This window comes from Pseudomonas sp. GW823-FHT04A03 (assembly GCF_058796615.1).
This window is the reverse complement of the sequence record NZ_JBXAIV010000001.1, coordinates 1,015,509-1,039,773: the sequence shown is the minus strand read 5'-3', so window position 1 is coordinate 1,039,773 and position 24,265 is coordinate 1,015,509. Positions and strand designations below refer to the sequence as shown.

General features: G+C 62.2%; 11 protein-coding genes. 9 read left to right on the top strand and 2 right to left on the bottom strand.

Features of this window, described 5'->3' with window-relative positions:
- Positions 1 to 113: 113 nt before the first annotated feature.
- Positions 114 to 1,397, bottom strand: coding sequence for a hypothetical protein (locus AC1Q9F_RS04305; RefSeq protein ID WP_492618850.1), 1,284 nt, complete (start codon positions 1,395 to 1,397; stop codon positions 114 to 116).
- 112 nt (positions 1,398 to 1,509) lie between these two features.
- The gene (gspI, locus tag AC1Q9F_RS04300) at positions 1,510 to 1,887 is read right to left on the bottom strand and encodes a type II secretion system minor pseudopilin GspI (RefSeq protein WP_492618851.1); all 378 of its coding nucleotides are present in this window, start codon (positions 1,885 to 1,887) and stop codon (positions 1,510 to 1,512) included.
- A gap of 146 nt (positions 1,888 to 2,033) precedes the next feature.
- On the opposite strand from gspI, the gene gspG reads away from it, so the two are divergent.
- The 9 genes from gspG to AC1Q9F_RS04255 all read left to right on the top strand — a co-directional run bounded on the left by gspG (position 2,034) and on the right by AC1Q9F_RS04255 (position 24,224).
- Positions 2,034 to 2,492, top strand: a complete 459-nt coding sequence (gene gspG, locus AC1Q9F_RS04295) for a type II secretion system major pseudopilin GspG (RefSeq protein ID WP_492618852.1) — start codon at positions 2,034 to 2,036, stop codon at positions 2,490 to 2,492.
- Between the two features lie 8 nt (positions 2,493 to 2,500).
- Complete coding sequence (gene gspK / locus AC1Q9F_RS04290; protein ID WP_492618853.1) at positions 2,501 to 3,454, top strand: type II secretion system minor pseudopilin GspK; 954 nt, start codon at positions 2,501 to 2,503, stop codon at positions 3,452 to 3,454.
- Positions 3,451 to 4,596 carry a type II secretion system protein GspL gene (gspL, locus tag AC1Q9F_RS04285; protein WP_492618854.1) on the top strand — a complete coding sequence of 382 codons (1,146 nt, stop codon included), beginning with the start codon at positions 3,451 to 3,453 and terminating at the stop codon, positions 4,594 to 4,596. The genes gspK and gspL overlap by 4 nt, the downstream gene beginning before the upstream one ends.
- Positions 4,589 to 5,134 carry a type II secretion system protein M gene (locus tag AC1Q9F_RS04280; protein WP_492618855.1) on the top strand — a complete coding sequence of 182 codons (546 nt, stop codon included), beginning with the start codon at positions 4,589 to 4,591 and terminating at the stop codon, positions 5,132 to 5,134. Before gspL ends, AC1Q9F_RS04280 begins: the two co-directional genes overlap by 8 nt.
- Positions 5,131 to 7,482: a type II secretion system secretin GspD gene (gspD, locus tag AC1Q9F_RS04275; RefSeq protein WP_492618856.1), complete on the top strand. Its 2,352-nt coding sequence runs from the start codon at positions 5,131 to 5,133 to the stop codon at positions 7,480 to 7,482. The genes AC1Q9F_RS04280 and gspD overlap by 4 nt, the downstream gene beginning before the upstream one ends.
- A complete protein-coding gene (gspE, locus tag AC1Q9F_RS04270) occupies positions 7,479 to 8,885 on the top strand; it encodes a type II secretion system ATPase GspE (protein ID WP_492618857.1) in 1,407 nt (468 codons plus the stop codon). Before gspD ends, gspE begins: the two co-directional genes overlap by 4 nt.
- A complete protein-coding gene (gene gspF / locus AC1Q9F_RS04265; RefSeq protein WP_492618858.1) occupies positions 8,885 to 10,096 on the top strand; it encodes a type II secretion system inner membrane protein GspF in 1,212 nt (403 codons plus the stop codon). Before gspE ends, gspF begins: the two co-directional genes overlap by 1 nt.
- 347 nt (positions 10,097 to 10,443) lie before the next feature.
- Positions 10,444 to 11,553: a substrate-binding domain-containing protein gene (locus AC1Q9F_RS04260; RefSeq protein WP_179694688.1), complete on the top strand. Its 1,110-nt coding sequence runs from the start codon at positions 10,444 to 10,446 to the stop codon at positions 11,551 to 11,553.
- 194 nt (positions 11,554 to 11,747) lie between these two features.
- Positions 11,748 to 24,224, top strand: a complete 12,477-nt coding sequence (locus AC1Q9F_RS04255; protein ID WP_492618859.1) for a filamentous hemagglutinin family protein — start codon at positions 11,748 to 11,750, stop codon at positions 24,222 to 24,224.
- Positions 24,225 to 24,265: the final 41 nt, after the last annotated feature.

The window sequence follows — 24,265 nt, the reverse complement described above, 5'->3', positions numbered from 1 at the left end:
GCCTTTATGGGTCGCCAACCACTTGGCGACCTTGCGCTTTGCTCCAACCAATCGCTTCAGCGTTTCCACCGATCTCTGAGGTTTTACTTCGGTTCTTATCAAAAAATCAGGATCTACTGCTTCGTCAGATCATCCGCAGCATCGTGGGCGCTCATTATTTGAGCATAGTGTGGGCGCTGCTTTATCCAGCAATCGCAAAGCAGACAATAGTTGGCAATGATAGAGAGTGTATCTAGCGCTTCCTTGTAGTCGGGCCTCGGGTTTTTACCGTACTCCTCCATAAGTGCCTGGAAATCAAATTTTTTGACGAAATCAATATTGTTGGGGTTGGAGTTGAAGATCCAGTCCAGAATATCTATTTGATGTTGTGCACTTGCCCTGAACTCAAGATGGCTAGCAGTCCAAGTTCGAATTTCGTCTTCAGTAGGGGCAGGGGACAGAGACTTTGAAAGTTCTTCAAACGTGCTCATTAAAATTTGCAGCTGATTCGATGCTTCGTCTGCTGCATTGGTATGCTGCTTTACAATTTCACATGTTTTTATAAAGACCGTTACCTGCTTGTCAGCTGCCGGGCCGTCCTCATGAAGGAACGTGGCCTTGGCTTTTGGCTCGAGAAAATATTGGCGCCATGAGGCACTGAGGTGTTCGATGGAAATGTCGGTCTTGGAGGAGGTGGCCATCCTCAGGGTAACAGGGATCAAACCACCGTTCGTGACATTGACCGTGTCAGTCAGATCCGCGATGTGCGCGGTTAATTTATGAAACATGCGGCTAAAATCAAACGCCTGCTTAACAGAAGCCGCAACATAGTTATCCATTTGGTGAGTCGAATATGCCAAGGAATGATTGATCTCATCAGTGTAATGGCTCAGTCCAATTTCGACTTCAGATAGGGGCCGTTGAATCCACTCCGGGTTTGACGTGACAAAGGTATGGATATCTGTCGGGAGAGTTTTACGACATGGCTTTTCTGAGCAGCGTAGATTGCAGTCCTGGTATACCTGCGCGACGAACTGTGAACACACGATTCCTTTATTATCCGAAAAAGTCGGTTCATTCCCTATTAAGGCAATTAATTTGTACTTCTGGCCGTAGTAGTAATTCGCTCGTCGAACCAGATCCTGAGTCGCCAACGGGTCAGCGGTTCTATGCCTGACCAACAACGAATTGGCGACGTCGTAGGTATGACTCACCTCATCCCATTGACGCAGGGTTATGCCAGTGCCTGGCGTTGCATCCATGATCATGTTCTGCCCGGTAACAATGGCGACATGTGAATAGCTTGATTTTTGTAACCGTGTGATCGATTGAGCCACCATATTCGGCTTGGTAAACAGGCTCTTTCCTCTCAGTAGCAGGATGTCACCAGGTTGAGGCAGGTTGTGATCAAAATCCATGAGGTTTGTACTGATCCAAAAGGTGTCGCTAGGACACGGAAAACGGAGACCTGCATACTTTCAGAAAACAGCCTCTCAGGAAATCGATTAGACAGGCAAATCGCCATTGGCCTTAGTCCTGCGGTCTGCTCAACAACGTCTCAACCCTCGCCAACGCCGGCGCCTCCTGGCTGCGATCGAAGACTTGCACACCAACCTTCAACAACCGCCCATTCTCCGCCCCCCCAATCACCTGCTCACACCGCAACAACAACCTCCCTTGATCACACTCCATCGCCTTAACCCCCATCGGCAATCTCCCTTCCAACCGGAGTTCAGCCATCCGACTTTGCGCCGCAATCATCGCAATCGAACGATCCCGCAATATCCCGCTGCTCTGCGTCATCAACCCCGCCACGCGCACGGCGGCGGACATGGCGACGGCGATGATCGCCAGCGCGACGAGCACTTCAATCAGGGTGAATCCGGCTTGCGGGGAGGGGGTGCGCATCGGGGGCTCGGGCAGTGGGGCAGCCCTTGACGCTAACGCCCGTGCTTGACGGCTTGACGACGAAAACACCCGAGGATTTTCAACATCCCTGACATATCTTCTTGCAACACTGCGCGTCGAATCGAATCAAGCCAGGGAATGACGAGATGGATATCGCGCAATTCAAACAGCCCAGTCGACCGAGCCGGATGCCCCGTGGGCAGCAGGGTTTTACGCTGATCGAGATCATGGTGGTGGTGGTGATTCTCGGGATTCTGGCGGCGATGGTGGTGCCGAAAGTGCTCGACCGGCCGGATCAGGCGCGGGCGACGGCGGCGAAGCAGGACATTGGCGGGTTGATGCAGGCGCTGAAGCTGTATCGCCTTGATCACGGCACTTATCCGAATCAGAACCAGGGCTTGAAGGTGTTGGTGGAGCGGCCGGCCGATGCGAAGAACACCAACTGGCGTTCGTACCTTGAGCGCCTGCCGAATGACCCGTGGGGTCGTCCTTATCAGTACCTCAATCCCGGTGCCAACGGCGAGATCGACATCTTTTCCCTCGGCGCCGACGGCCAGCCTGACGGCGACGGTGTGAATGCCGACATTGGTTCCTGGCAGTTGTAAGGCCGGTCATGAACAGCCAATCGAACCAGCAGGGGATGGCGATTATCAGTGCGCTGCTGATCGCGGCGGTGGTCGCGGTGATTGCCGCCGGCATGCTGACGCGCCAGAGCGTTTCGACCCGGGCGCTGGAAGCCGAACAACTGCGCGTGCAGGGCCGTTGGGTGTTGCACGGCGGGTTGGAGATCAGCCGGCAATTGTTGTGGGATGCGCGGCAACGCGATCCGCTGACCCGACTCGATCAACCCTGGGCGCAGCGGTTGAACACCCAGGGTTTCGAGGGGCGGCTGGAAGACGAGCAGGGCAAGTTCAACCTGCGCAATCTGGTGGCCAACGAGCGAATCGATGACGCGCAGGTGCAGGCGTTCGAGCGCTTGTGCGAGTTGATTGGTGTCAGCAACGGCTTGAGCCGGCGCATCAGTCAGCGGGTGATCGGCTCGTATCCGCACCTGTTGAATGCCCAAGTGGTGGACAAGCCTGTGGCGAAAAACACCTTCGACAGTGGGCGCGCGACGTCGCCGTCCGCGTCGCGCAAACCGCAATCGCCGACCTTGCCGATGCTGCGCACGCTTGAGGATTTGCGCAGTGTCGACGGGGTCAACGATGCGCTGTTGGCGAAACTGGCGCCGTACCTGACGGTGATTCCGGCGACCACCTGGCTCAACGGCAACACGGCCACGGCGCCTGTGTTGGCGGCATATGTGCCGGGGCTGTCGCTGGAGCGGGCGCAGGCGTTGATCAATGAGCGTGACGCCGGGCGCTGGTTTATCAATCGCGGGGATTTCGTCAATCGGCTGCGGCTGCCGCAATTGGAGATCACCAGCGTCAAGGTCGGCATCACCAGCGACTGGTTCCGGCTGCGCGGGCAGGCGCGGCGGGATCAGCGGCGGGTGAGCCTCGATGCGTTGCTGCATCGCAGTCAGGATCGTTTGCCGCAAGTGATCTGGTCGCGGGTGGGTGTATGAGCCAGTTGCGCGTGAGTTTGCCGCCGCTGGCGGAGCTGGGTCTCGACAGTGAAGTGGATTGTGCGTGGCTGGATCGCCAGGGGCAGGTCGTTCGCCAGGACCGCGTGCGGCTTGGCGCGTTGCCGAAGCAACCGCTGGTGTGTTTTCTGCACCCGTCGGACAGCCTGTTGGCGAGCATCGATCTGCCGCCGTTGCCCGCGAGCAAAACCGCCGCCGCTGTGCAATGTGCGGCGCAGGCCTTGATGCTCGGCGACAGCGCCGAGATGCACATCGCCCACAGCGCTCGCAATGAAAGCGGCCAGGTGCAGATTGCCTGGGTAGCACGCAAGGATTTGCAGCACCTCGGGCAATTCGGTTTGAACCTCAAAGGTCTGTACCCCGCGGCCTACAGTTTGCCGGTGATGGCGGGCGGCGTCGGCTGCCTGAGCGACGATCATCTGTTGCTGCGCCACGGCCCGAATGCGGCGCAGGTGCAGCCGATGATCGACGAGGCATGGCTACTGGAAACCGGTCTGCCGGCGCACTGGATCGGTGACGGCGCGCCCGAAGCGGTGCAATCAACATTGCCCGACACGCAGCGTAACACCGGCCCGTTGCCGAACTGGGGCCTGCACGGCGGCCTCCAGCAACCGGGCACCGAGCATCGCGGCTGGGGCAGGGCGCTCGGTTGTTGCGCGCTGGCATTGGCGGTGTGGGTGATCGGTTTGAACCTGTACGCCGCCCGCGAGGCCGCGCAGGGCCAGCAGCTCAAGGCGCAGATGGCGCAGCGGGTGAAGCAGGCGTTCCCCGAATTGCCGGTGATCCTCAATCCGCTGCAACAGGCCCGTCAGCAAATTGCGGCGCGTCAGCAAGGCGCGGTGGATGCGCCGGGGCAGGACTTCACGCGACTGGTGTCGCAGGCCGGCAGCGGCATGCCGTCCATGGCGGGCACGGTGCAGCGGCTGGAATTCGTCGACGGCGCGTTGCAATTGAGTCTGCTGCCCGAGGCCCGGCGTTCGGGCGACGACAAGGATTGGCAAGGCACGCTGGCCCAGGCCGGCATCAGCATCAGCCCGAATGACGACGGCTGGGTCCTGCGCCCGGCCGGCGAGGCGACCGCCGCCACCGACAACGACGACAGCAGCGGAGCCGAAGATGAATAGCCCATCGCTTGCGAAATACCGCGCCGGTTGGCAGCGCTTCAATGCTCAGCTAAAGGCCCGCTGGCAGCCGTTGGCCCTGCGTGAAAAACGCATGGTCGGCGGCATGGCGGCGCTGTTGCTGGGGCTGTTTGTGTGGGTGGCGTTGATTCAGCCGCCGCTGAAGAAGATCGCCGCGTCGCAAGTCGAGATCCCGAAATTGCGCGCCCAGGCCGAAGCGCTTGAAGTGCTGTTGCGCGACGTCAGCGTGCGCCCGGACGGGCAGAACCTCGAGCAATCGCTGCAACAGACCTTGCAGGCCAGCGGACTGGGCGGCCATTACCAATTGGTGACCGCGTCCACTGGCTGGCAATTGACGTTCGACGCGGCACCGGCCGACGCCGTGCTCGACTGGCTGCTGAGCCAACCCCGGAATTTTTCACTGCAAGTGGTCGAGGCCCGTCTGCAACGCGCAGACGACGCCGCGACCGATGACACCGCCGGCACTCTGTCGGGCACCGTACGCATGGATCAGGCGCTGGGCGCTAAGGAAGCTTCATGAAGGGGTCAGGATCCAAACGCATGGCGTTGCCGATGCTGTTGATGGCATTGAGCGCGTGCAGCAACACCACGCCACCGAATCAACCGCCGCTGCTGGTGGACAGCGAGCTCGGCCGGCCGCTGGCCAACACCCAGCGCAGTGGCGACGCGGTGCTCGACCGCGAGCGCGCGCAGGCCCAGGTCAAACCGGCGCCGAAGCAATTGCACAACATCACCGAACGCGCTCGCAGTGGCGGCTCGGCGCGGGGCACGACGTTGCCGGCCAATCCGTTGGGCGATCAACCGGTGACGCTGAATTTTGTCGACGCGGATATTCAAGCGGTGGTGCGGGCGTTGTCGCGCTCGACTGGTCAGCAGTTTCTGGTCGACCCTCGGGTCAAGGGCAACCTGACGCTGGTCTCCGAAGGCCAGGTGCCGGCGCATCAGGCTTACGACATGCTGCTGGCGGCGCTGCGCATGCAGGGTTTCAGTGTGGTGGACGTCGGCGGCGTGGCGCAGGTGGTGCCGGAGGCCGACGCCAAGTTGCTCGGCGGGCCGATTTACAGCGCCGACAAACCGGCCGGCAACGGCATGCTCACCCGCACGTTCCGCCTGCAATACGAGAACGCGGTGAACCTGATCCCGGTGCTGCGCCCGATCGTCTCGCCGAACAACCCGATCAACGCCTATCCGGGCAACAACACCATCGTCGTCACCGACTACGCGGAGAACCTCACACGGGTCGCGCAACTGATTCAAGGCATCGACACCCCGAGCGCCATCGACACCGACGTGGTGCAGATCCAGAACGGCATCGCCGCCGACATTGCGCCGATGGTCGCCGACCTGCTCGACGCGCCGGGCAACGATCCAACCCAGAAAATCGCCGTGATCGGCGACCCACGCTCCAACACCATCATCATCCGCGCCGGCAGCCCGGAGCGCACGGAGCTGGCGCGCAACCTGATCTACAAACTCGACAACGCGCAAAGCAACCCGAGCAATCTGCATGTTGTGTATCTGCGCAACGCTCAGGCCGGCAAACTGGCCCAGGCCCTGCGCGGTTTATTGACCGGCGAGAGCGACAGCGGCACCAGCGACAATGCACGTTCGGTGCTCAGCAACATGGGCAGCTCCACCAACTCGGGCGGCGGGCAGAACGGCCAGAGCGGTACGCAAACCAACGGCAGCACTTCGACCACCAACAGCGGCAGTACCGGTGGCAGCTACGCTCAGGGCAGCAGCGCCACCAGTGGCAGCAGCAATGCGCAGAGCAGCGAACAGAACGTCGCCTTCAGCGCCGGCGGCGTGACCATTCAGGCGGACGCGACCACCAACACCTTGCTGATTTCCGCGCCGGAACCGCTGTACCGCAACCTGCGCGAAGTCATCGATTTGCTCGACCAGCGCCGCGCGCAAGTGGTGATCGAAAGCCTGATCGTCGAAGTCGGCGAGGACGACGCCAGCGAATTCGGCGTGCAATGGCAGACCGGCAACCTCGGCGGCAACGGCGTGATCGGCGGCGCCAACCTTGGCGGCTCCGGGATCAACGTCAACGGCAAGACCAGCATCGACGTATTGCCGCAAGGCCTGAACCTCGGTTACGTCAACGGCACCGTCGACATCCCCGGCATCGGCAAGATTCTCGACCTGAAAGTGCTTGCCCGGGCGCTGAAGAGCAAGGGCGGCACCAACGTGCTGTCGACGCCGAACCTGCTGACCCTGGACAACGAAGCGGCGAGCATTTTTGTCGGCCAGACCATCCCGTTTGTCAGCGGCAGCTACGTCACCGGCGGCGGGGGCACCAGCAACAACCCGTTCCAGACCGTGACCCGCGAAGAGGTCGGTTTGAAGCTCAACGTGCGGCCGCAGATATCCGAGGGCGGCACGGTGAAGCTCGACATCTATCAGGAAGTCAGCAGCATCGACGAGCGCGCCTCGGCGGCAGCCAACTCGGCGGGGATCGTCACCAGCAAACGCGCGCTCGACACCAGCATCCTGCTCGATGACGGGCAGATCATGGTGCTCGGCGGTCTGCTGCAGGACGGCTACAGCCAGAGCAATGACGCGGTGCCATGGTTGTCGAGTATTCCGGGGCTGGGCGCGCTGTTTCGCAACGAACGCCGCTCGATCACCAAGACCAACCTGATGGTGTTCCTGCGCCCGTACATCATCCGCGACAGCGCGGCGGGCCGCAGCATCACGCTCAACCGTTACGACTTCATGCGCCGCGCCCAGGGCGGTCTGCAACCGGAGCACAGCTGGGCGATGCCGGACATGCAGGCGCCGCAATTACCGGCCACCGCCCAAGGCGTGCCGGCACCGGTGTCCGGCCCGCGCGCGACCATCAAAGCGGTGCCGCTGCAATGAGCGCATTGCCTTACGCCTGGGCCAAGGCGCAGCGGATTCTGCTGCGCGACGGCGTGCTGACGGTGTGCCCGTCGACGCCGGGCTGGTCGATCACTGAAGTGCGCCGGCAGTTCGGCGCGGCCAGGCTTGAGCGGGTGCGCGATGACGAACTCGACGGTTTGCTCGCCAGTGCCTACGCCGACACCGGCAGCGCGGCGGCGGTAGTGGGTGCGGCGGAAAACGAAGTTGACCTCGACCGCCTGATGCAGGACATGCCGGAAATCACTGACCTGCTCGACACCCAGGACGGCGCGCCGGTGATCCGCATGATCAACGCCTTGCTCACTCAAGCGGCGCGGGATGAGGCCAGCGACATTCATATCGAACCCTTCGAAACCCATTCGGTGGTGCGCTACCGCGTCGACGGCACCCTGCGCGACGTGGTGTCGCCGCGCAAGGCATTGCACGGTGCGTTGGTGTCGCGGATCAAGATCATGGCGCAGCTCGATATCGCCGAAAAACGCCTGCCGCAGGACGGGCGCATTGCGTTGCGCGTAGCGGGGCGGCCGATCGATATTCGTATTTCAACCGTGCCCACCGGTCATGGCGAGCGGGTGGTGATGCGTCTGCTCGACAAGCAGGCCGGGCGCCTGCATCTGGAAACGTTGGGCATGGACGCGCAGGTGCTGGCCAAACTCGATCACCTGATCCGCCAGCCCCACGGCATCGTGCTGGTCACTGGCCCGACCGGTAGCGGCAAGACCACCAGTTTGTATGCCGCACTGGCGCGGCTTGATGCGAGCACCAGCAACATCCTCACCGTGGAAGACCCGGTGGAATACGACCTGCCGGGCATCAGCCAGATTCAGGTCAACGCCAAGATCGATATGACGTTTGCCCTGGCCTTGCGGGCGATTCTGCGGCAAGACCCGGACATCATCATGATCGGCGAGATCCGCGATTTGGAGACCGCGCAGATCGCGGTGCAGGCTTCGCTGACTGGTCACTTGGTGCTCGCAACTTTGCACACCAACGACGCGGTGTCGGCGGTCAACCGCTTGGTCGATATGGGCGTCGAACCGTTTCTGCTGGCCTCGTCGATGCTCGGGGTTTTGGCCCAGCGCTTGGTACGGCGCCTGTGCAATCAGTGCAAACAGGAAGACCCCGCGACGCCCGGCACCTGGCGCCCGGTGGGTTGTGCGGCGTGCAATCACACCGGTTACAGCGGTCGGACCGGCATTCACGAGTTGTTCTGCATCGATGACGACATCCGCACGTTGATTCACCAAGGGGCAGGGGAGCAGGCGTTACGTGCGGCGGCGAGCAAGGCCGGGATGTTCAGCCTGCGCGAGGACGGTGAGCGCTGGATTCGCAGCGGTGCCACGGCCCCTGAAGAAATCCTTCGTGTGACACGGGACGCCTGATGAATCGCTATCGTTTTGAAGCCGCCGATGCCAGCGGCAAGATCGAATCCGGGCATCTGGAAGCGGAGAGTCAGGGCGCCGCGTTCGGCGTGCTGCGTGGTCGTGGCTTGACGGCGTTGTCGGTGGAGAAGGAAAGCAATGTCTCCCAGAATGGCGGCGGTGGAATGTTCAGTGCGCGGCTGTCGGATAACGATCTGGCGTGGGCCACGCGACAGCTGTCGAGCCTGCTCGGCGCCAGTTTGCCGCTGGAAGCGGCGCTGAGTGCCACGGTCGAGCAGGCCGAGAAAAAGCACATCGCCCACACCCTCAGCGCCGTTCGCGCCGACGTTCGCAGCGGCATGCGCCTGGCCGAAGCGCTGGCGGCGCGGCCACGGGATTTTCCGGAGATTTACCGGGCGCTGATTGCGGCGGGCGAGGAGTCCGGTGATCTGGCGGAGGTGATGGAGCGGCTGGCGGATTACATCGAGGAGCGCAACAACCTGCGCGGCAAGATTCTCACCGCGTTCATCTATCCGGGCGTGGTCGGGCTGGTGTCGATCGGCATTGTGATTTTCCTGCTGAGTTATGTGGTGCCGCAGGTGGTCAGCGCGTTTTCCCAGGCACGACAGGATCTGCCGGGGCTGACGCTGGCGATGCTCAATGCCAGTGATTTCATTCGCGCCTGGGGCTGGTTGTGCGCCGGGATCATGGCCGGTGCGTTCTGGAGCTGGCGCCTGTATTTGCGCAACCCGGCGGCGCGCTTGAGTTGGCATCACCGGGTGCTGAAGCTGCCGCTGATCGGGCGGTTTGTGCTGGGGCTGAACACCGCCCGATTCGCCTCGACCCTGGCGATTCTCGGCGGCGCCGGGGTGCCTTTGTTGCGGGCACTGGAAGCGGCGCGGCAGACCTTGTCGAATGATCGTCTGAGCCTGAGCGTCAATGAGGCCACCGCCAAGGTGCGCGAGGGCGTCAACCTGGCGGCAGCGCTGAAAGTGGAAAACGTGTTCCCGCCGGTGCTGATTCACCTGATCGCCAGCGGCGAGAAAACCGGCGCATTGCCGCCGATGCTTGAACGCGCCGCACAAACCCTGTCCCGCGATATCGAGCGCCGGGCGATGGGCATGACCGCGTTGCTTGAACCGCTGATGATCGTGGTGATGGGCGGGGTGGTTTTGGTGATCGTGATGGCGGTGTTGTTGCCGATCATCGAGATCAACCAACTCGTGCAGTAGTTTTTTCAACTTTTTCGCCGGCGCCCAGATCTCACCCGAGCGCGAAAAAAGGCATCCTCGGGTTCTCCTCTCTGTCATCTGCAACGGCCCTTCAAGGGCTGCGGCCGATTCCCTCGAAAAGCGTGCCGTAGACACTCCGCACAACCACCAGAACACCCGAGAAAATCCCCCGAAAAACACCTCGCACCTCCCGAGGTTTTTTCCTTTATCTGTCACCGGAAACTGCGAATTTCTCAGTGCGACTTAACCACGGACCCCGCTTGCGAAGGTCAGCGGTGAGTCCTCCCAGTGTCATGCAAGCAATCCGAAAACCTGTGTTCCCAACCTAGTTGAAAAGGAGATTCTTCATGTTCAAGCGCACTCTGATCGCAGCTTCCCTGACCGTCGCTGCCCTGGCTTCCGCCCAGGCCATGGCTGCCAACGTAACCGGTGGTGGCGCCTCACTGCCTGCCGCTCTGTACAAAGGCTCTAGCAACAGCATCCTGCCTGCCAATTTCAGCTACGCCGTGACCGGTAGCGGCATCGGCAAAAGCGCTTTCCTGACCAACACCGCTTCGCAATTCGGCACCACCGGCACCGTGCACTTCGCTGCCAGCGATTCGATTCTCAGCGGTTCGGAACTCAGCACCTACACCGCCAACTTCGGTACTGCCTACGGCCCGCTGATTCAGCTGCCATCGGTTGCCACCTCGGTAGCGATCCCATACAAAAAGGCTGGCAACACCACCCTGAACCTGACCAGCGCTCAGCTGTGTGACGCATTGTCGGGCGCCAAGACTACCTGGGGTGCGCTGTTGAACACCTCCGATACCACCCCGATTCGCGTTGTGTATCGCACGGCTTCCAGCGGCACCACCGAGATCCTCAGCCGTCACTTGAACTCGATCTGCCCGACCCAGTTCGCCGTCAATACCACGTTCACCAACGCTCGTCTGCCGGCCGGTTCGGCAGTGCCTTCGACCTGGGTTGGCGTCGCCAACACCGCTGACGTGGCACCCGCCGTGAACGCGGTCGACGGTTCGATCGGTTATGTCGGTCCGGACGGCGTGAACGCTTCGAGCAACGCCGTGGTTGCTCGCATCAACGGCGTTCAGCCAACCAGCGCCAACGTCAACGCGGCATTGGCGTCGGCGCCGCTGCCAACCAGCCCGAACAATCCTGCTCAATGGTCCCCGGTAGTCGCCAACCCTGCGAACGGTTATGCCATGGCGGCCTACACCAACTTCATCTTCGGCCAGTGCTACAAGGATGCCGCTGTTGCCGCTGACGTCAAAGCCTTCCTGACCCAGCACTACAGCGTGCCAGGCAATGCCGTCGCCACCGCCGCTCACGGCTTCATTCCGGTTCCGACCAACTGGAAAAACGCTGTGACCGCGAACTTCATCACCAACTCCACAGGCAACAACCTGGACATCAACAACGCCAGCGTGTGCAACGCCGCAGGCCGTCCGCTGTAAGGCACCACTTCTCACCTGCGGTTCGAATGGCAGCCCCTTGTGGGCTGCCATTTTTTTTGCCGCGCAATTACACCCCGTTCATGAAGTTTGTGTGACATCCGTTCGGTCGCGCCCCTTGCCAACAGCCTATGTCGTAACGGCAGGCGTTCGCTGGCCTGCAGCTTCGTGTGGCAAACAAAAAGGATCTCGTAGTGATGCTCGCTCGCCCATCCCGTCGCGTTACCCGTTCCCAGATGCTCAAGCGTGAGGTGGCCGATCCCGCGTTGTGGCTGCTCAAGCCGTTGGCACACGCGGTGGCGCTGTGTCTGGTGGCCGGCAGTGCCGAGGCGGCGACAGCGTTCAGTTCCGGCTGGTTCTCTGCCAAGGGGGCCGCGCAACAGGCGGCGGCCGCTCGCCCAAGCGTGGGCGGGTTGCCGGGCATGACGCCGCCGTTGGCTCAACAGCAGAAGGCCAATCAGCAGTTGCAGCGTTCGATCCAGACCTTGAACAACACGGTGGCAGCCATTGCGGCGCAGCAAGCCGCTCAGGCTGCCGGACGGGCGGCGGCGCTGGGTTCGGTGCAGTTCGTTCCGGATGGTTTGGGCGAGGGCGGCTTGAAGGTTGATAACAGCCTTGCGCAAGGTTGGCAGAATGCCAAGGGCCCTCAGCAAACCCAGGCTGACGGCAAAACCAGTGTGCGTATCGAACAGACGGCCGACAAGGCGATCCTCAACTGGGAAACCTTCAACGTCGGTCGCAATACCACGGTCGAATTTGCCCAACAGGCGAACTGGGCGGTGCTCAACCGGGTCAACGACCCGAGCGCCCGCCCGAGCCAGATCCAGGGACAGATCAAGGGTGACGGTACGGTGATGCTGGTCAACCGTAACGGCATCGTGTTCAGCGGCAGCAGCCAGGTCAATGTACGCAACCTCGTGGCGGCTGCGGCCAATATCACCGACACCCAGTTCCACGATCGAGGCCTGTACTTCGACACCACGGGCAGCCAGCCAACCTTCACCGATGCCGTTGGCAAGGTGCTGGTGGAGCGGGGCGCTACTATCGCGACGCACAAGCCGGCGTTGTCGACCGATGCCGGTGGTTATGCGTTGCTGCTGGGCAATGAGGTACAGAACGATGGCAGCATCAGTACCGCCAAGGGGCAGACGGTGCTTGGGGCCGGTGACCGCTTCTATATCCGTAAAGGCTCGGGCACCGAGGGCAATACGCTGTCCACGACCTTCGGCAGCGAAGTCACCCCGGGTTTCAAAGAGGGCGCAAGTGCCGGCAAGGTCAGCAACAATGGTTTGATTCAAGCGGCAACTGGCGACATCACGCTGACCGGCCATGACGTGCTGCAAAACGGTGTACTGCTGGCCAGCACTTCCGTGAACACACGCGGCACTGTCCATTTGCGCAACCCGGCATCCGACACCCGCGGCAGCGTTACGCTCGGCGAGGGCAGTGTCACTGCTGTCCTTCTCGACAGCAGTGACCTGACGGCGCTGGACAGTCAACGGCAGGCGGCATTGGCCGGGGTCAACGCCAACAATCCGGTTCGCGCCGACCAGTCACGCATCGAGATCGCCAGCGGTGGCAGCGTCGAGTTCCAGAACGGCTCGATCACTCTAGCCACCGGCGGCCAGGTCGCGGTGGCAGCCGGGCGCCGCAGTGTGGTGCGTGACGGCGCGCAGATCGATGTGTCCGGCGCCATTGGTGTGAAAGTGGCCATGGAAGCCAACAGCATCAAGATCAACGTTCAAGGCAACGAGCAGCGCGACGCAGCGGTCAATCGCGAGAGCGGTGCGCTCAACAGCAACGATGTCTGGGTTGATGTCCGTGAATTGGTGTATGTGCCGGCCGGAACCAACGGCTACGCGACCGATCGTTGGTACACCGCCGGAGGTCTGCTGGAGGTCGGCGGTTATCTCGGCACTCAGGGGCATCGCATCGGGGAATGGATGGCCCAGGGCGGGAGTGTCAGTTTCACTGGCAACGATGTGGTCACCGAAAAGAATTCGTTGATCAACCTGTCTGGCGGCACGCTCGATGTTCAGAGCGGCAGTATTCGCCAGAGCTGGCTGCGCGGTGCTGACGGGCACTTGTATGAAGTCTCCCGGGCACCGGGGGACTTGCTCTACACCGGCGTTTACAAAGGCTATGAAGACAGCAGCGAGCGCTGGGGACAGACCCGGGTGTTTTATAACCCGCTGATTGCCCCGTCCACTCGCCAGGAATCGGGTTACACCGTTGGCCGAGATGCCGGTCAATTGCTCATCGGTACCGGCAGCGCGTTGCTTGACGGCCAGTTGCTCGGTGAAGTGTTCCAGGGCGAGCGCCAGACGCAAGCGCCACGTGCCGTGCTCGATGGCTATGAGCAGCGCCAGACCGCCGTGGCACGCCGGGCGCAGCTGATCGTTGGCAACTACGAGCCTGTCTACTCGGCGAGTGCCGGTGGTCTGCTCTATGACCTCACGCCGACATTCGATCAGGTGCGCATTGGCGGTGAGCGCGCCGCCGATCTGACGGTGCCCGGCCTGAACGATGCGGTGGCCGCAGAACGCGTCGGCAAGCTGTTTCTCGACAGTGAGCTTATCCGTGGCTACCGCCTAGGTGCGTTGAAGGTGTCGGCCCGTGAAACCGTCGACGTGCAAGAGGCCGTGACCGTCGATACGGGCGGCGATATCACCCTGTTCGGACCGCATGTGCAGATCGATGCCAACCTGACTGCCCGGGGTGGCTCGCTGCATTTGGGTGACGTGTTGACGGGCAATACCGGGTTGCTCGTGCCAAAGGACACGCGCGCGGCCGTAGCGGTGAGCGAAGGCGTGCAACTGGACACGCGCGGTGTGTGGAGCAATCTTCGCACCGACCCGCAGGCGTCGAATGACCTGGCCTATGTCAATGGCGGACAGATCCTGATCCGCAGCTCCGGGGACATTCAACTGGCTGACGGCAGCCTGCTCGATGTGTCGTCCGGCGGCGCCATCCTGGCCAATGGCAAGACCCGCGGCGGCAAGGGCGGCGACGTCACGCTGGAATCCAGTGCGCTTTCTGCCCCCGGACAATCGCGACTGAGCCTTGATGGCGAACTGCGTGGTTATGGCGTCACGGGCGGCGGCAGTCTGCTGATCCAGGCCAACAAGGTGCTGATCGGTGACGCCGCCTCGACGCTGGCCGATCACGTCCTGCAACTGGCACCGGCGCTTTTGAGCAAGGGTTTTTCAGCCTACAGCATCACGGGTCTGAATGGGCTGGAAGTGGCTGATGGGGCGGTCATCGATGTGCAGGTGCCGGTTTATCGATTCGGCGATACGGCGGTGAACCAGCGCAGCGGTTCTGACCCGCGCACGGCACTGGAACTGTGGACACCGAGCCTGTTTCAGGAAAATCCCGTTCAGGGCCAGTTGACCCAACGTGCAGGCGCCAGCCTGACATTGCAGGCCGGTCACAGTGTGCTCAATCTCATTGACCCGGCCAGCAGTACGCTGCGCATCGGGCAGAACTCGCGCATCAGCGTCGATCCCGGTCAGCGCATCAACGTGCGAGGGGCGGGGCAGATTACCGTGGACGGCGAGTTGAATGCCTGGGGCGGCACGATCGATATCCGTCAGCAACAGTTTGGCTTGCTCGACGTTGCCACCGGCCTTCAAGAGGCTGATCCGAACCGCCACGACCGTTCGATCTGGATCGGCGATCACGCCGTCCTCGATGTGGCCGGGCGCGCGTTCACCGCCACGGATGCGCGGGGTCGGACCTACGGTCAGGTGGGCAAGGGCGGCAGCATCATTGTCGGCGGCGAGATCGATGCGAAGAAGATCACGGCCACGTCTGCCGATGCCTATGTGATCGTGCGCAAAGGCGCACGGCTGGACGCTTCCGGGACGCAAGCGATGCTGGATATCGCAGGAGCGGGGCCGACCACCATCGCCACGGACGGTGGGCGGATTGCATTGAGTTCCTACAACGGTCTGGTCATTGACGGTCAGTTGAAAGCCACGGCCGGGGGGGGCGGCACGTCTGGCGGGCGGCTCGAAATCGCGCAGGAGGCGCCGCTGTACAGACACACCCTGGCCAGCAACGAGGTGCGGGTGCCAAGAGAGCTGATCATCGGCCAGGCGCCGGATGACGTCCTGCCCGCCGACCTGCTGCCGGGAGAAGGGGCGCAGTCGTTACGCTTTGGCCAAACGCGTTTGAGTGCAGACAGTTTGATGACGGGCGGCTTCGACCACCTGAGTCTGTTGAGCAACGGCATGCTGACGTTCGACGGCGACGTCGACTTGCACATGAAGCAAAGCCTGAGTCTCTATGCCGGATCGGTGTCGCTGGCCCAGACGTCCAAGGACGACGCACGTATCAATCTGGCTGCTCCCTATATGCGCTTGTCCGGACTGGGTCTGTACCAGCCTTCGGACGTGAGTGTCCGGCCACGGGTCATGGCCAGTGCAACGACGCAATTGTCGTCAGCCCGACTGATCGCCACGGCCGACTTGCTGGACATGAACAATACCCTGTCATTCGGTACTGAAGGTTCGATCCGGCAGCTCAATGCCCCCGCCAGTTTTGTCAGTCGGCGCAGTTTCGACCAGGTCACGCTCGACAGTCAGGGCGACCTGCGCTTTCTCGCACCGACGGACAACGAACGCAGTTCGCGGTTGTGGACGGCGGGCGACCTGAACCTGCGCGCAGCGCAGATCTACCCTGCCGCGGGGGTCTCGGCCGACGTGCGTGTCGGTTATCAGGGCTTCACGCCAGTGCCCGGTAAGGAACGTACCTTGCGCATCGGCAGTCACGGCCCGGCGCCACAGGCGCTGCCTTATTCGGTGTTTGGCGAATTGCTGATGGTCGCCGGGAAAATCGAGCAGGGCGGGGTCATTCGCGCGCCTCTCGGGTTGATCAGGCTGGGAGAGAACTTACTGGGCAAAACGCTGGAACTGAGTCTGTTGCCGGGCAGCGTCACCTCGGTCAGTGCTGCCGGACTGGTCATGCCCTATGGCGGGACTTCCGACGGTATCGACTATCGCTACAACGGCAAGTCGGTGGTCTTGAACGGCGTTGCCGGGAACTTGAACGGCATCGCCCTGACCGGGGCGTTCATCGACGTACAGAACGGTGCCTTGCTGGACCTTTCCGGTGGCGGTGATTTGCGGGGGGCGGGGTTTGTTTCCGGTCGCGGCGGTTCTACAGATGCGCGGTTCAGTCCACTGGTGCGCACAGCCTACGATGGCACGTTCAGTCTGCCGGGCCTGAGCACCAACCCGGTGTACGCGATTGTGCCGGGTAACCAGAGTGCCTACGCGCCGGTACTGGCAGAGGCAGGGGCGAGTGATCCGCGTATCGGCCAGCAGATCACCCTCGGCGCAGGCGTGCCGGGACTGGCGGCGGGCACTTACACGTTGCTGCCTTCGACATTCGCCCTGTTGCCCGGTGCGTTCCGCGTCGAGGTCAATGGTCAGGCCTCGTCCGGCATCACTTCTGGCGCGCTGAAGCTGCGTAATGATTCCTGGAGCAGTGCCGGGCAAATGTCGATTGCCAACAGTGGCCTGCGTGAAAGCCTTGCGCGTCAGGTGATCCTGACTTCGGCCGATGTCTTGCGGCGGTATTCGCAGTACAACGAAACCAGCTTCACCCAGTTTGTGCAAAGCGATGCCGCACGGCGTGGCATACCGCGAGCCCTGGCACCGATGGATGGCAAATCGCTGAAACTGGAGTTGTCCAGCGGCGGGACTCACGAGATCAACCTGAATTTTCAGGGGCAGGCGCTGTTCTCCCCGACGGTGGGTGGCCTGGTCGGAACCGCGTCAGTGCAAGGCGCGAACATCGAGATCCTGGCCCCGGGGCAGTCACGCACTCCTGGCTTCGACGGCATTTCGATGTATGCCGACAGCCTCAACCAGCTCAACGCCGGACGTTTGAGCGTCGGTGCGACACCCACGGTGGAATATGGACCGGCGGGAAACTTCATCAAGTTTGACGGATATGCCAACAGCATCACGCTACGCGCGGGGGCGACCTTGTCGGCGCCTGAAGTGCTGATGCGCACAACGAATCGTAATGGCGGCATTACCCTCGAAGAGGGCGCGGCGATCAATACACTGGGGCGTGCGGATGCACCTTACGACTCCGCCGACGGCTTCATTTATCAACCTGGCGCCGCCAGCCTGCTGGTGGTGTCCAATGGCTGGACCAATGTCCTTGCACCGCAGATCACGAACAGCATCGAGGGCAGTGGCAGCATCCGCATCGGCACCTGTGAACTGCAAATGTGCAGTGCGCAAACGTCGCTCTATTCCAGCGGCAGCATAACGGCGGCCACGGATAACCAATTCCAGTTGGGCGAGGCGGTGCGCTTCGGGACCCGGCATCTGGCGCTGGCTGTCGGCGCGGTGAACGCCGGCAGCGTTGAAGCCCTCGCGGCGGCCGGGGGCCATGTGCAGGCGGGTCTGACCCTGAACCAGGATGTGCTCGACCGGTTGCTCCGCGGCGACACCCGGTTTGGGGCACCGGCCCTGGAAACCCTTAGTCTGACCGCTCGTGATGCATTCAACTTCTTTGGCAATGTCAGCCTCGATACGCTCGATGCAAAAACCGGTACCAGCCGATTGCAGAATCTGCTGATCACCACACCGGCCATTTACGGTCTCGGCAAATCCGACGATGTGGCAACCATCCGCACCGAGAACCTGATCTGGAGTGGCGCCACCCAGGCACCTGGGGCGGTGGTCAGTGGCGGAGCCGGCACCGGTCGCGGAACCCTGAACATTGAAGCGAAGCGCATCGAGTTCGGCTATGGCCCGAACCCGCAACCCAATGGTCTGGATCTGAATAACCGACTCGCGCTGGGCTTCGCCAACGTCAACCTCAACGCCAGCGAGCGCATCACGGCCAATCACAAGGGCAGTCTGGCGGTGTATCGCGAGCAGGGTGCGTTTGATCCGGTAACCGGCTACGTCTACAGCGGGGGGAATCTGAATCTGCGTACGCCGTTGCTCACCGGTGAAGCCGGTTCGGTCAATCTGCTCAAGGCCGGTAATGACCTGACGCTCAGCGGCCCGGCGAACGCGACGCTGGCCAATGCGCTGGGGGCGGAGCTGACGCTCGATGCGCGTGAGGTCACGCTGGATGGCCGTATCGCGCTGGCCAGCGGCAAACTGGTAGTCAAGTCGCAGCACGATCTGAACCTGACCAGCGCTGCGCAACTGGATCTGGCCGGTCGCACGTTGCCGTTCAATGACATCAACAAGTACAGCTGGGGCGGCGACGTGGCGCTGTACAGCAGTCAGGGCAACATTCGTCAGGCTGTCGGTTCGCGCATCGATGTGTCGGCGCACAACAATCAGGCTGGTCATCTCAGCGCGGTGGCTCTGGCAACCGAGGCGGGCCTGGTCGATCTGCAAGGCGAGATTCTCGGCTCCAGCAGCGGTGACTACGACGCGGGCGGGACCCGGGTGCCGTACAAGGCAGGTGGCGTCGATATTCGCGCGCAGACGTTGGGTGGTGACCTGAACTCATCGTTCGCGTCGCTGAATCAACGCTTGAATGCCGGTCAGGTCTTCGGCAGTCGCAGCTTCCAGCTCAAACAGGGTGATCTGCTGATCGGGGACGGGCTCAAGGCCGGCGAGATCAATGTTTCGGTGGACAATGGCAGTCTGACCGTGGTCGGTCGGGTCGATGCCAGTGGCGAGCGGGTCGGCAGCATTCGTCTGGCCGGCAATCGGGGGTTGACGCTGGCCGGCGGCGCGGTGCTCGACGCCCATGGGCGAGTGCTGCGGGTCGACAGCTACGGCAAGATCATCGATGCACCAAACCGCGCCATGGTTGAACTCGATTCGGGTGATGGCCTGCTGACGCTGACTTCCGGCGCACGTATCGATCTGCGACACGGCACGGATGCGCCACTCGGTCAACTGGCGGGGCAAAGCGACGGTTTGCCGCGTGGCACGCTGGAGCTGTTTGCACCACGTCTGGGCAGTGACGATATTGCCGTGGACGCCAACGGTTCGCTGGATATCGCAGGCGCCCGTTCGATTGGTCTCAACGCCATGCGCCGCTACGCCGATGCCAATGACGGCGTCGATCCGGCAGTCAGCGGTCGGCCCTACCAAGTTATCGATCAGGCCTATCTGGATCACATCCATGGCGATAGCAGCACCTTCATCGACGCGGCTCTGAGCAACACCGATCTGCTGCAACGCAAAGTGGCCGGCCTGAACAACCCGGTCTATGCCGATGCGTTCCATTTGCGGCCAGGCGTGGAGATTGCCAGCAAAAGCGTCGATGGCGATCTGGTGGTGCAGGGCGATCTGGACCTGTCCGGCTACCGCTATGCGAGCCTGAATCCACATACGCAAAAAACGGCGGTTTACGGCTCTGGCGAAGCGGGGAGTCTGCTGATCCGCGCCGGTGGCAACCTCGATATCTATGGCAGCATCAACGACGGTTTTGCACCCCCCCCGGAAACTGTCGACGACGCCGGCTGGAAACTGGTGCCCGGCATACAGCCGTTCGGGGGCGATCTGACCGTACCGCAGGCCGGCGTCACCCTGGCTGAAGGTACGGCGTTTCCCAAGGGCACGACACTCAATTACGACTTGCCGATCCAGGGGGCGACCTTCGCCAGCGGCACACTGTTGCCGACGGAGGCCACGCTGGCCGCACCCTACACGATCAGTGCTGGCACGGTGCTGGCGGGTGCCATACACGATGCCTCGGGAACGCTGTTGTATGCCGCCGGTACGGTGCTCAGCGACAGCGTGACGCTGCCGGTGGGAAGTCGCCTGGGCGCCGGCACCCGGCTTGTCGCCAATACCTTTTTGGACGCCATGCTCTGGCCCAAAGGTGTACCGCTGCCAGGCACCGTTGCCGACAACCAGACCGCTGGTGTGAAGTTGAGTGGTTCACTGGCACTGCTGCGGGGCGCGCTGATTCCTTCCATGACCGACGTGGTTCTGGCCGACGGCACAGCGTTCATTGATCTGCGTCCTTCGAACGGAACGTCTCAGGGTCGCAATTGGGCGCTGGCGAGCATGCTGCCGTCGGGCAGCACCTCGTGGTCGCTGCGCATGGTGGCGGGGGCAGATCTGGACGCGGCCGACAGTCGTGCGGTGAAACCGCTCAATACCAACGGCAATCTGCGCCTGGCGGACACCCATTACGGTATGAAAGTCACCGTGAAGAAACTCGATACCACGTGGGCCGAAGATAATGGATTGGGCTTTACCCCCGGAGATGTCGTCAAAGAAGAAGACATGTTCTGGTGCGACGCGATTCCCGGAGTCTGCATCGCGCCGGCGAAGTTCTTGTGGACGGAGGGCAATATGATGGGGATGCCGGCCGGCTCACCGGTCAGCGAAGACGATTTGTTCTGGTGTGATATCGATCCCATGTCTTGCGTAGCCAACGTCGGTGGCACCATGGTTGCCACGCATTCGCAGATGTTCAGCGTCCTGCGTACCGGCACCGGTGATCTGGACCTTATGGCCGGCGGCAACCTGAGCATGAATTCGCCATTTGGCGTGTATACCTCCGGCACCCAGTCGAGCGATGTCGACGCCCGATTCAATCAACCGCGCGGGCGCTTGACGGATGACGGCTCAGTGCTCGGCAGCGCGGGCAGCGATAACGAGAAATGGGTCGATGGCGGGGACAGCAATCTCTATCAAGCCTGGTATCCGCAATTGGGCGGCAATCTGACCATCGGTGCCGGTGGTTCGATTTCAGGTGACGTTCTCGGACGGCGAGACAATTCGCTCCAGGTGGATACCCGAGCGCAGGTTCCAAGCGTGGCCGTGGGCAACTGGCTGTGGCGGCAGGGCACCGGCAACGCAGAAGTACCGACCGCCTGGTGGATCAACTTCGGCAGTTACGCGACTTCGCCTCTGCCCAACCTGGACAGTGACAAAGGGCCTTATCTCGTCGGCTTCACCGGTTTCGGCACCTTGGGCGGTGGCAACATCAACCTGCGTGCCGGCGCCGATGGCGGCATGCTCAGCCCGATCGGTGACGGCCGCTCGAATCTATACCCACGCAGTCAGGGTCTGATCGTTGCCGTCGGCAGCACGGGGCGGGTGGGCAGCGATGGCAGCTTGCAATTGACCGGTGGCGGAGACATCGATATCCGCATCGGCGGCTCGCTCAATCCGTCACTGCAGGCCCGCGCCGGGGAGTCTGGAACGCTAGCTCCGCGCCATGATCTGCAAGGTGCGTTGATCAACCTGCGCGGTGCTGCGCAAATTACCGCCAGTTCCGTGGGGGGCGTCAATCTGCACTATGGCGCCTTTACCCTGGATCAGGATCCACGGGAAACGCGAGCGTTTGACCCGTTCAAAGCGACCATCGGCAGTGCAACTGGCGGGCTTGTGCTGATTCCGGGGGATTCGGGGATGCGCCTCAGTACCCGTGGCGATCTGGTCATGGGCGGGGCGGTGGATCCGGGCCGGGTTCGTTTGCAGAATTCCTCGCCGTTTACCGACGCGGATGGTGTTTACCATGCGGGCGGTGGCCTGGCAGGCTTCTCCCTGTGGACCGACCACACCGCAATCGATCTGTTTTCAGCCGGGGGTAATCTCACGCCAAGTACGCAGTTGGCCGAAACGACGCCAACGGTCGTTACCGGGCTCAATACCTCACCCACTGACCGGCGTTTTGTCTATCCGTCCATCCTGCGCGCAGTCGCCGCTCAAGGTTCGATCTTCGCAGGCCCGTCGGCTGCTTACGGTTCGGGCAATCCGGCGCCTGCGACAAGCTTCTCGCTGTTGCTGGCGCCGTCGTCCGCCGGTCAACTTGAATTGCTGGCCGGTGATTCGATTTATGCCGGCGGCTATGCAATCAACCAGTCCGGCGCCAGTCCGACTGCCATCGCTACGCCGTTTGCACCGTCTTTCAATGGGTTTGCCAGCAACACCGCCGGTAACCCGATCACGACCAACAACAGCGTTGACGGCTTACCGGCCAGCCGAAATGCCCGCTATCCATTGTTCGCCTTCGGGGCCGACAGCTACTCAGGGCTGAGCACGGTGCAGGCACCTGCCAGAATCTATGCCCTGACCGGAGACCTTGTGGGCGTACGCAGTGGTGAGACGCTGACGTACTCCAGAAATGGCGTCGCGCAACGCAAATGGTATGAGGCCGCCGGGCCGGTCTGGATGTTGGCCGGTCGCGATATCGTTGCCTCGGGAACCAACTTGGGGCAGCCGACAATCGTGGTGGATGAGGTGACTATCCCGAATAACGAAGTGGTCACTTCTACCGGTAACCTGTTCCTCCACAACGATGCGCGCGATGTATCCCGGGTTTCGGCCGGACGCGACATTCTCTACAGCAGCTTCGACATCGCCGGCCCGGGTCTGCTGGACATCAATGCAGGCCGGAACATTCTGATGGAGGACCGCGCCGGCATCACCAGCATCGGCCCTGTCGTGGCAGGCGACAATCGGCGTGGTGCCAGCATTGTGTTGCAGGCAGGTGTGGGCGCGCAGGGGCCGGATTACTCGCGATTCATCGCTCGTTATCTCAACCCGAATAACCTTGCCGACCCGAACTCATCCCTCAACGGTCAGCCAGGCAAAGTGGTCAAGACCTACCTCGATGAGTTGCAAAGCTGGCTGACCCTCGGCTACGGCTTCAGCGGCAATGCAGAACAGGCGCAAGCCTTCTTCGCCGCGCTGCCAAGTGCAGAGCAGGCGACTTTCGCCCGTCAGGTGTACTTCGCCGAACTGCGTGCCGGGGGCCTGGAATACAACGACGTCGACGGCCCGCGTAAAGGCAGTTATCTGCGCGGTCGCAACGCCATTGCTTCGCTGTTTCCGACCGTCGATGTGGCCGGTAACCCGATCCGTTATGACGGCGACATCACCCTGTATGGCGGAGCAGGGGTGAAAACCCTGTTCGGCGGCGATATCCAGATGCTCACGCCGGGCGGTGGTCAGGTGTTCGGCATCGAGGGCGCGGCGCCACCATCGACGGCGGGGATCATCACCCAGGGCTCGGGCAACATTCAGCTCTACTCACAGGGCAGCATTCTGCTGGGGCAGAGCCGGATCATGACCACCTTTGGCGGCTCGATCCTCGGCTGGTCCGCCGAGGGCGACATCAACGCCGGTCGCGGTTCGAAAACCACCGTGGTCTACACGCCGCCGAAACGCGTGTACGACACCTGGGGCAACGTGACGCTGTCGCCATCGGTGCCAAGCACCGGCGCCGGTATCGCCACGCTCAACCCGATTGCCGAAGTGGCGCCGGGGGACATCGACCTGATCGCGCCGCTGGGCACCATCGATGCGGGCGAGGCGGGGATTCGCGTCTCGGGCAACGTCAACATCGCCGCGCTGACGGTGGTCAACGCCGCCAACATTTCGGTGCAGGGCAAGGCGACCGGCGTGCCGGTGGTCTCGGCGGTCAACACCGGGGCGATCACTTCGGCCAGCTCCGCCGCGTCGTCGGCGACCCAGGCGGCGGAAGATGTCGCTCGTCAGCAACAAGCCGCGTCGCGCCAGAACCAGGCCTCGGTGTTCACCGTGCAAGTACTGAGCTTCGGCAACGAACAATTGGCCCCGACCCGAGACGGCGCCAGCCGCGCGCCGACGCCGGGCTACAACCCCAACAGCCCGGTGCAGGTGCTGGGCGCCGGGACGCTGGATGAACAGGCGAAACAGCAGCTGACCGAAGAGGAGCGGGGACAGCTGACGTTGTAAAGGACTCTCGTGTAGTACGCTTCGGGCGGCCGTTTGGCCGC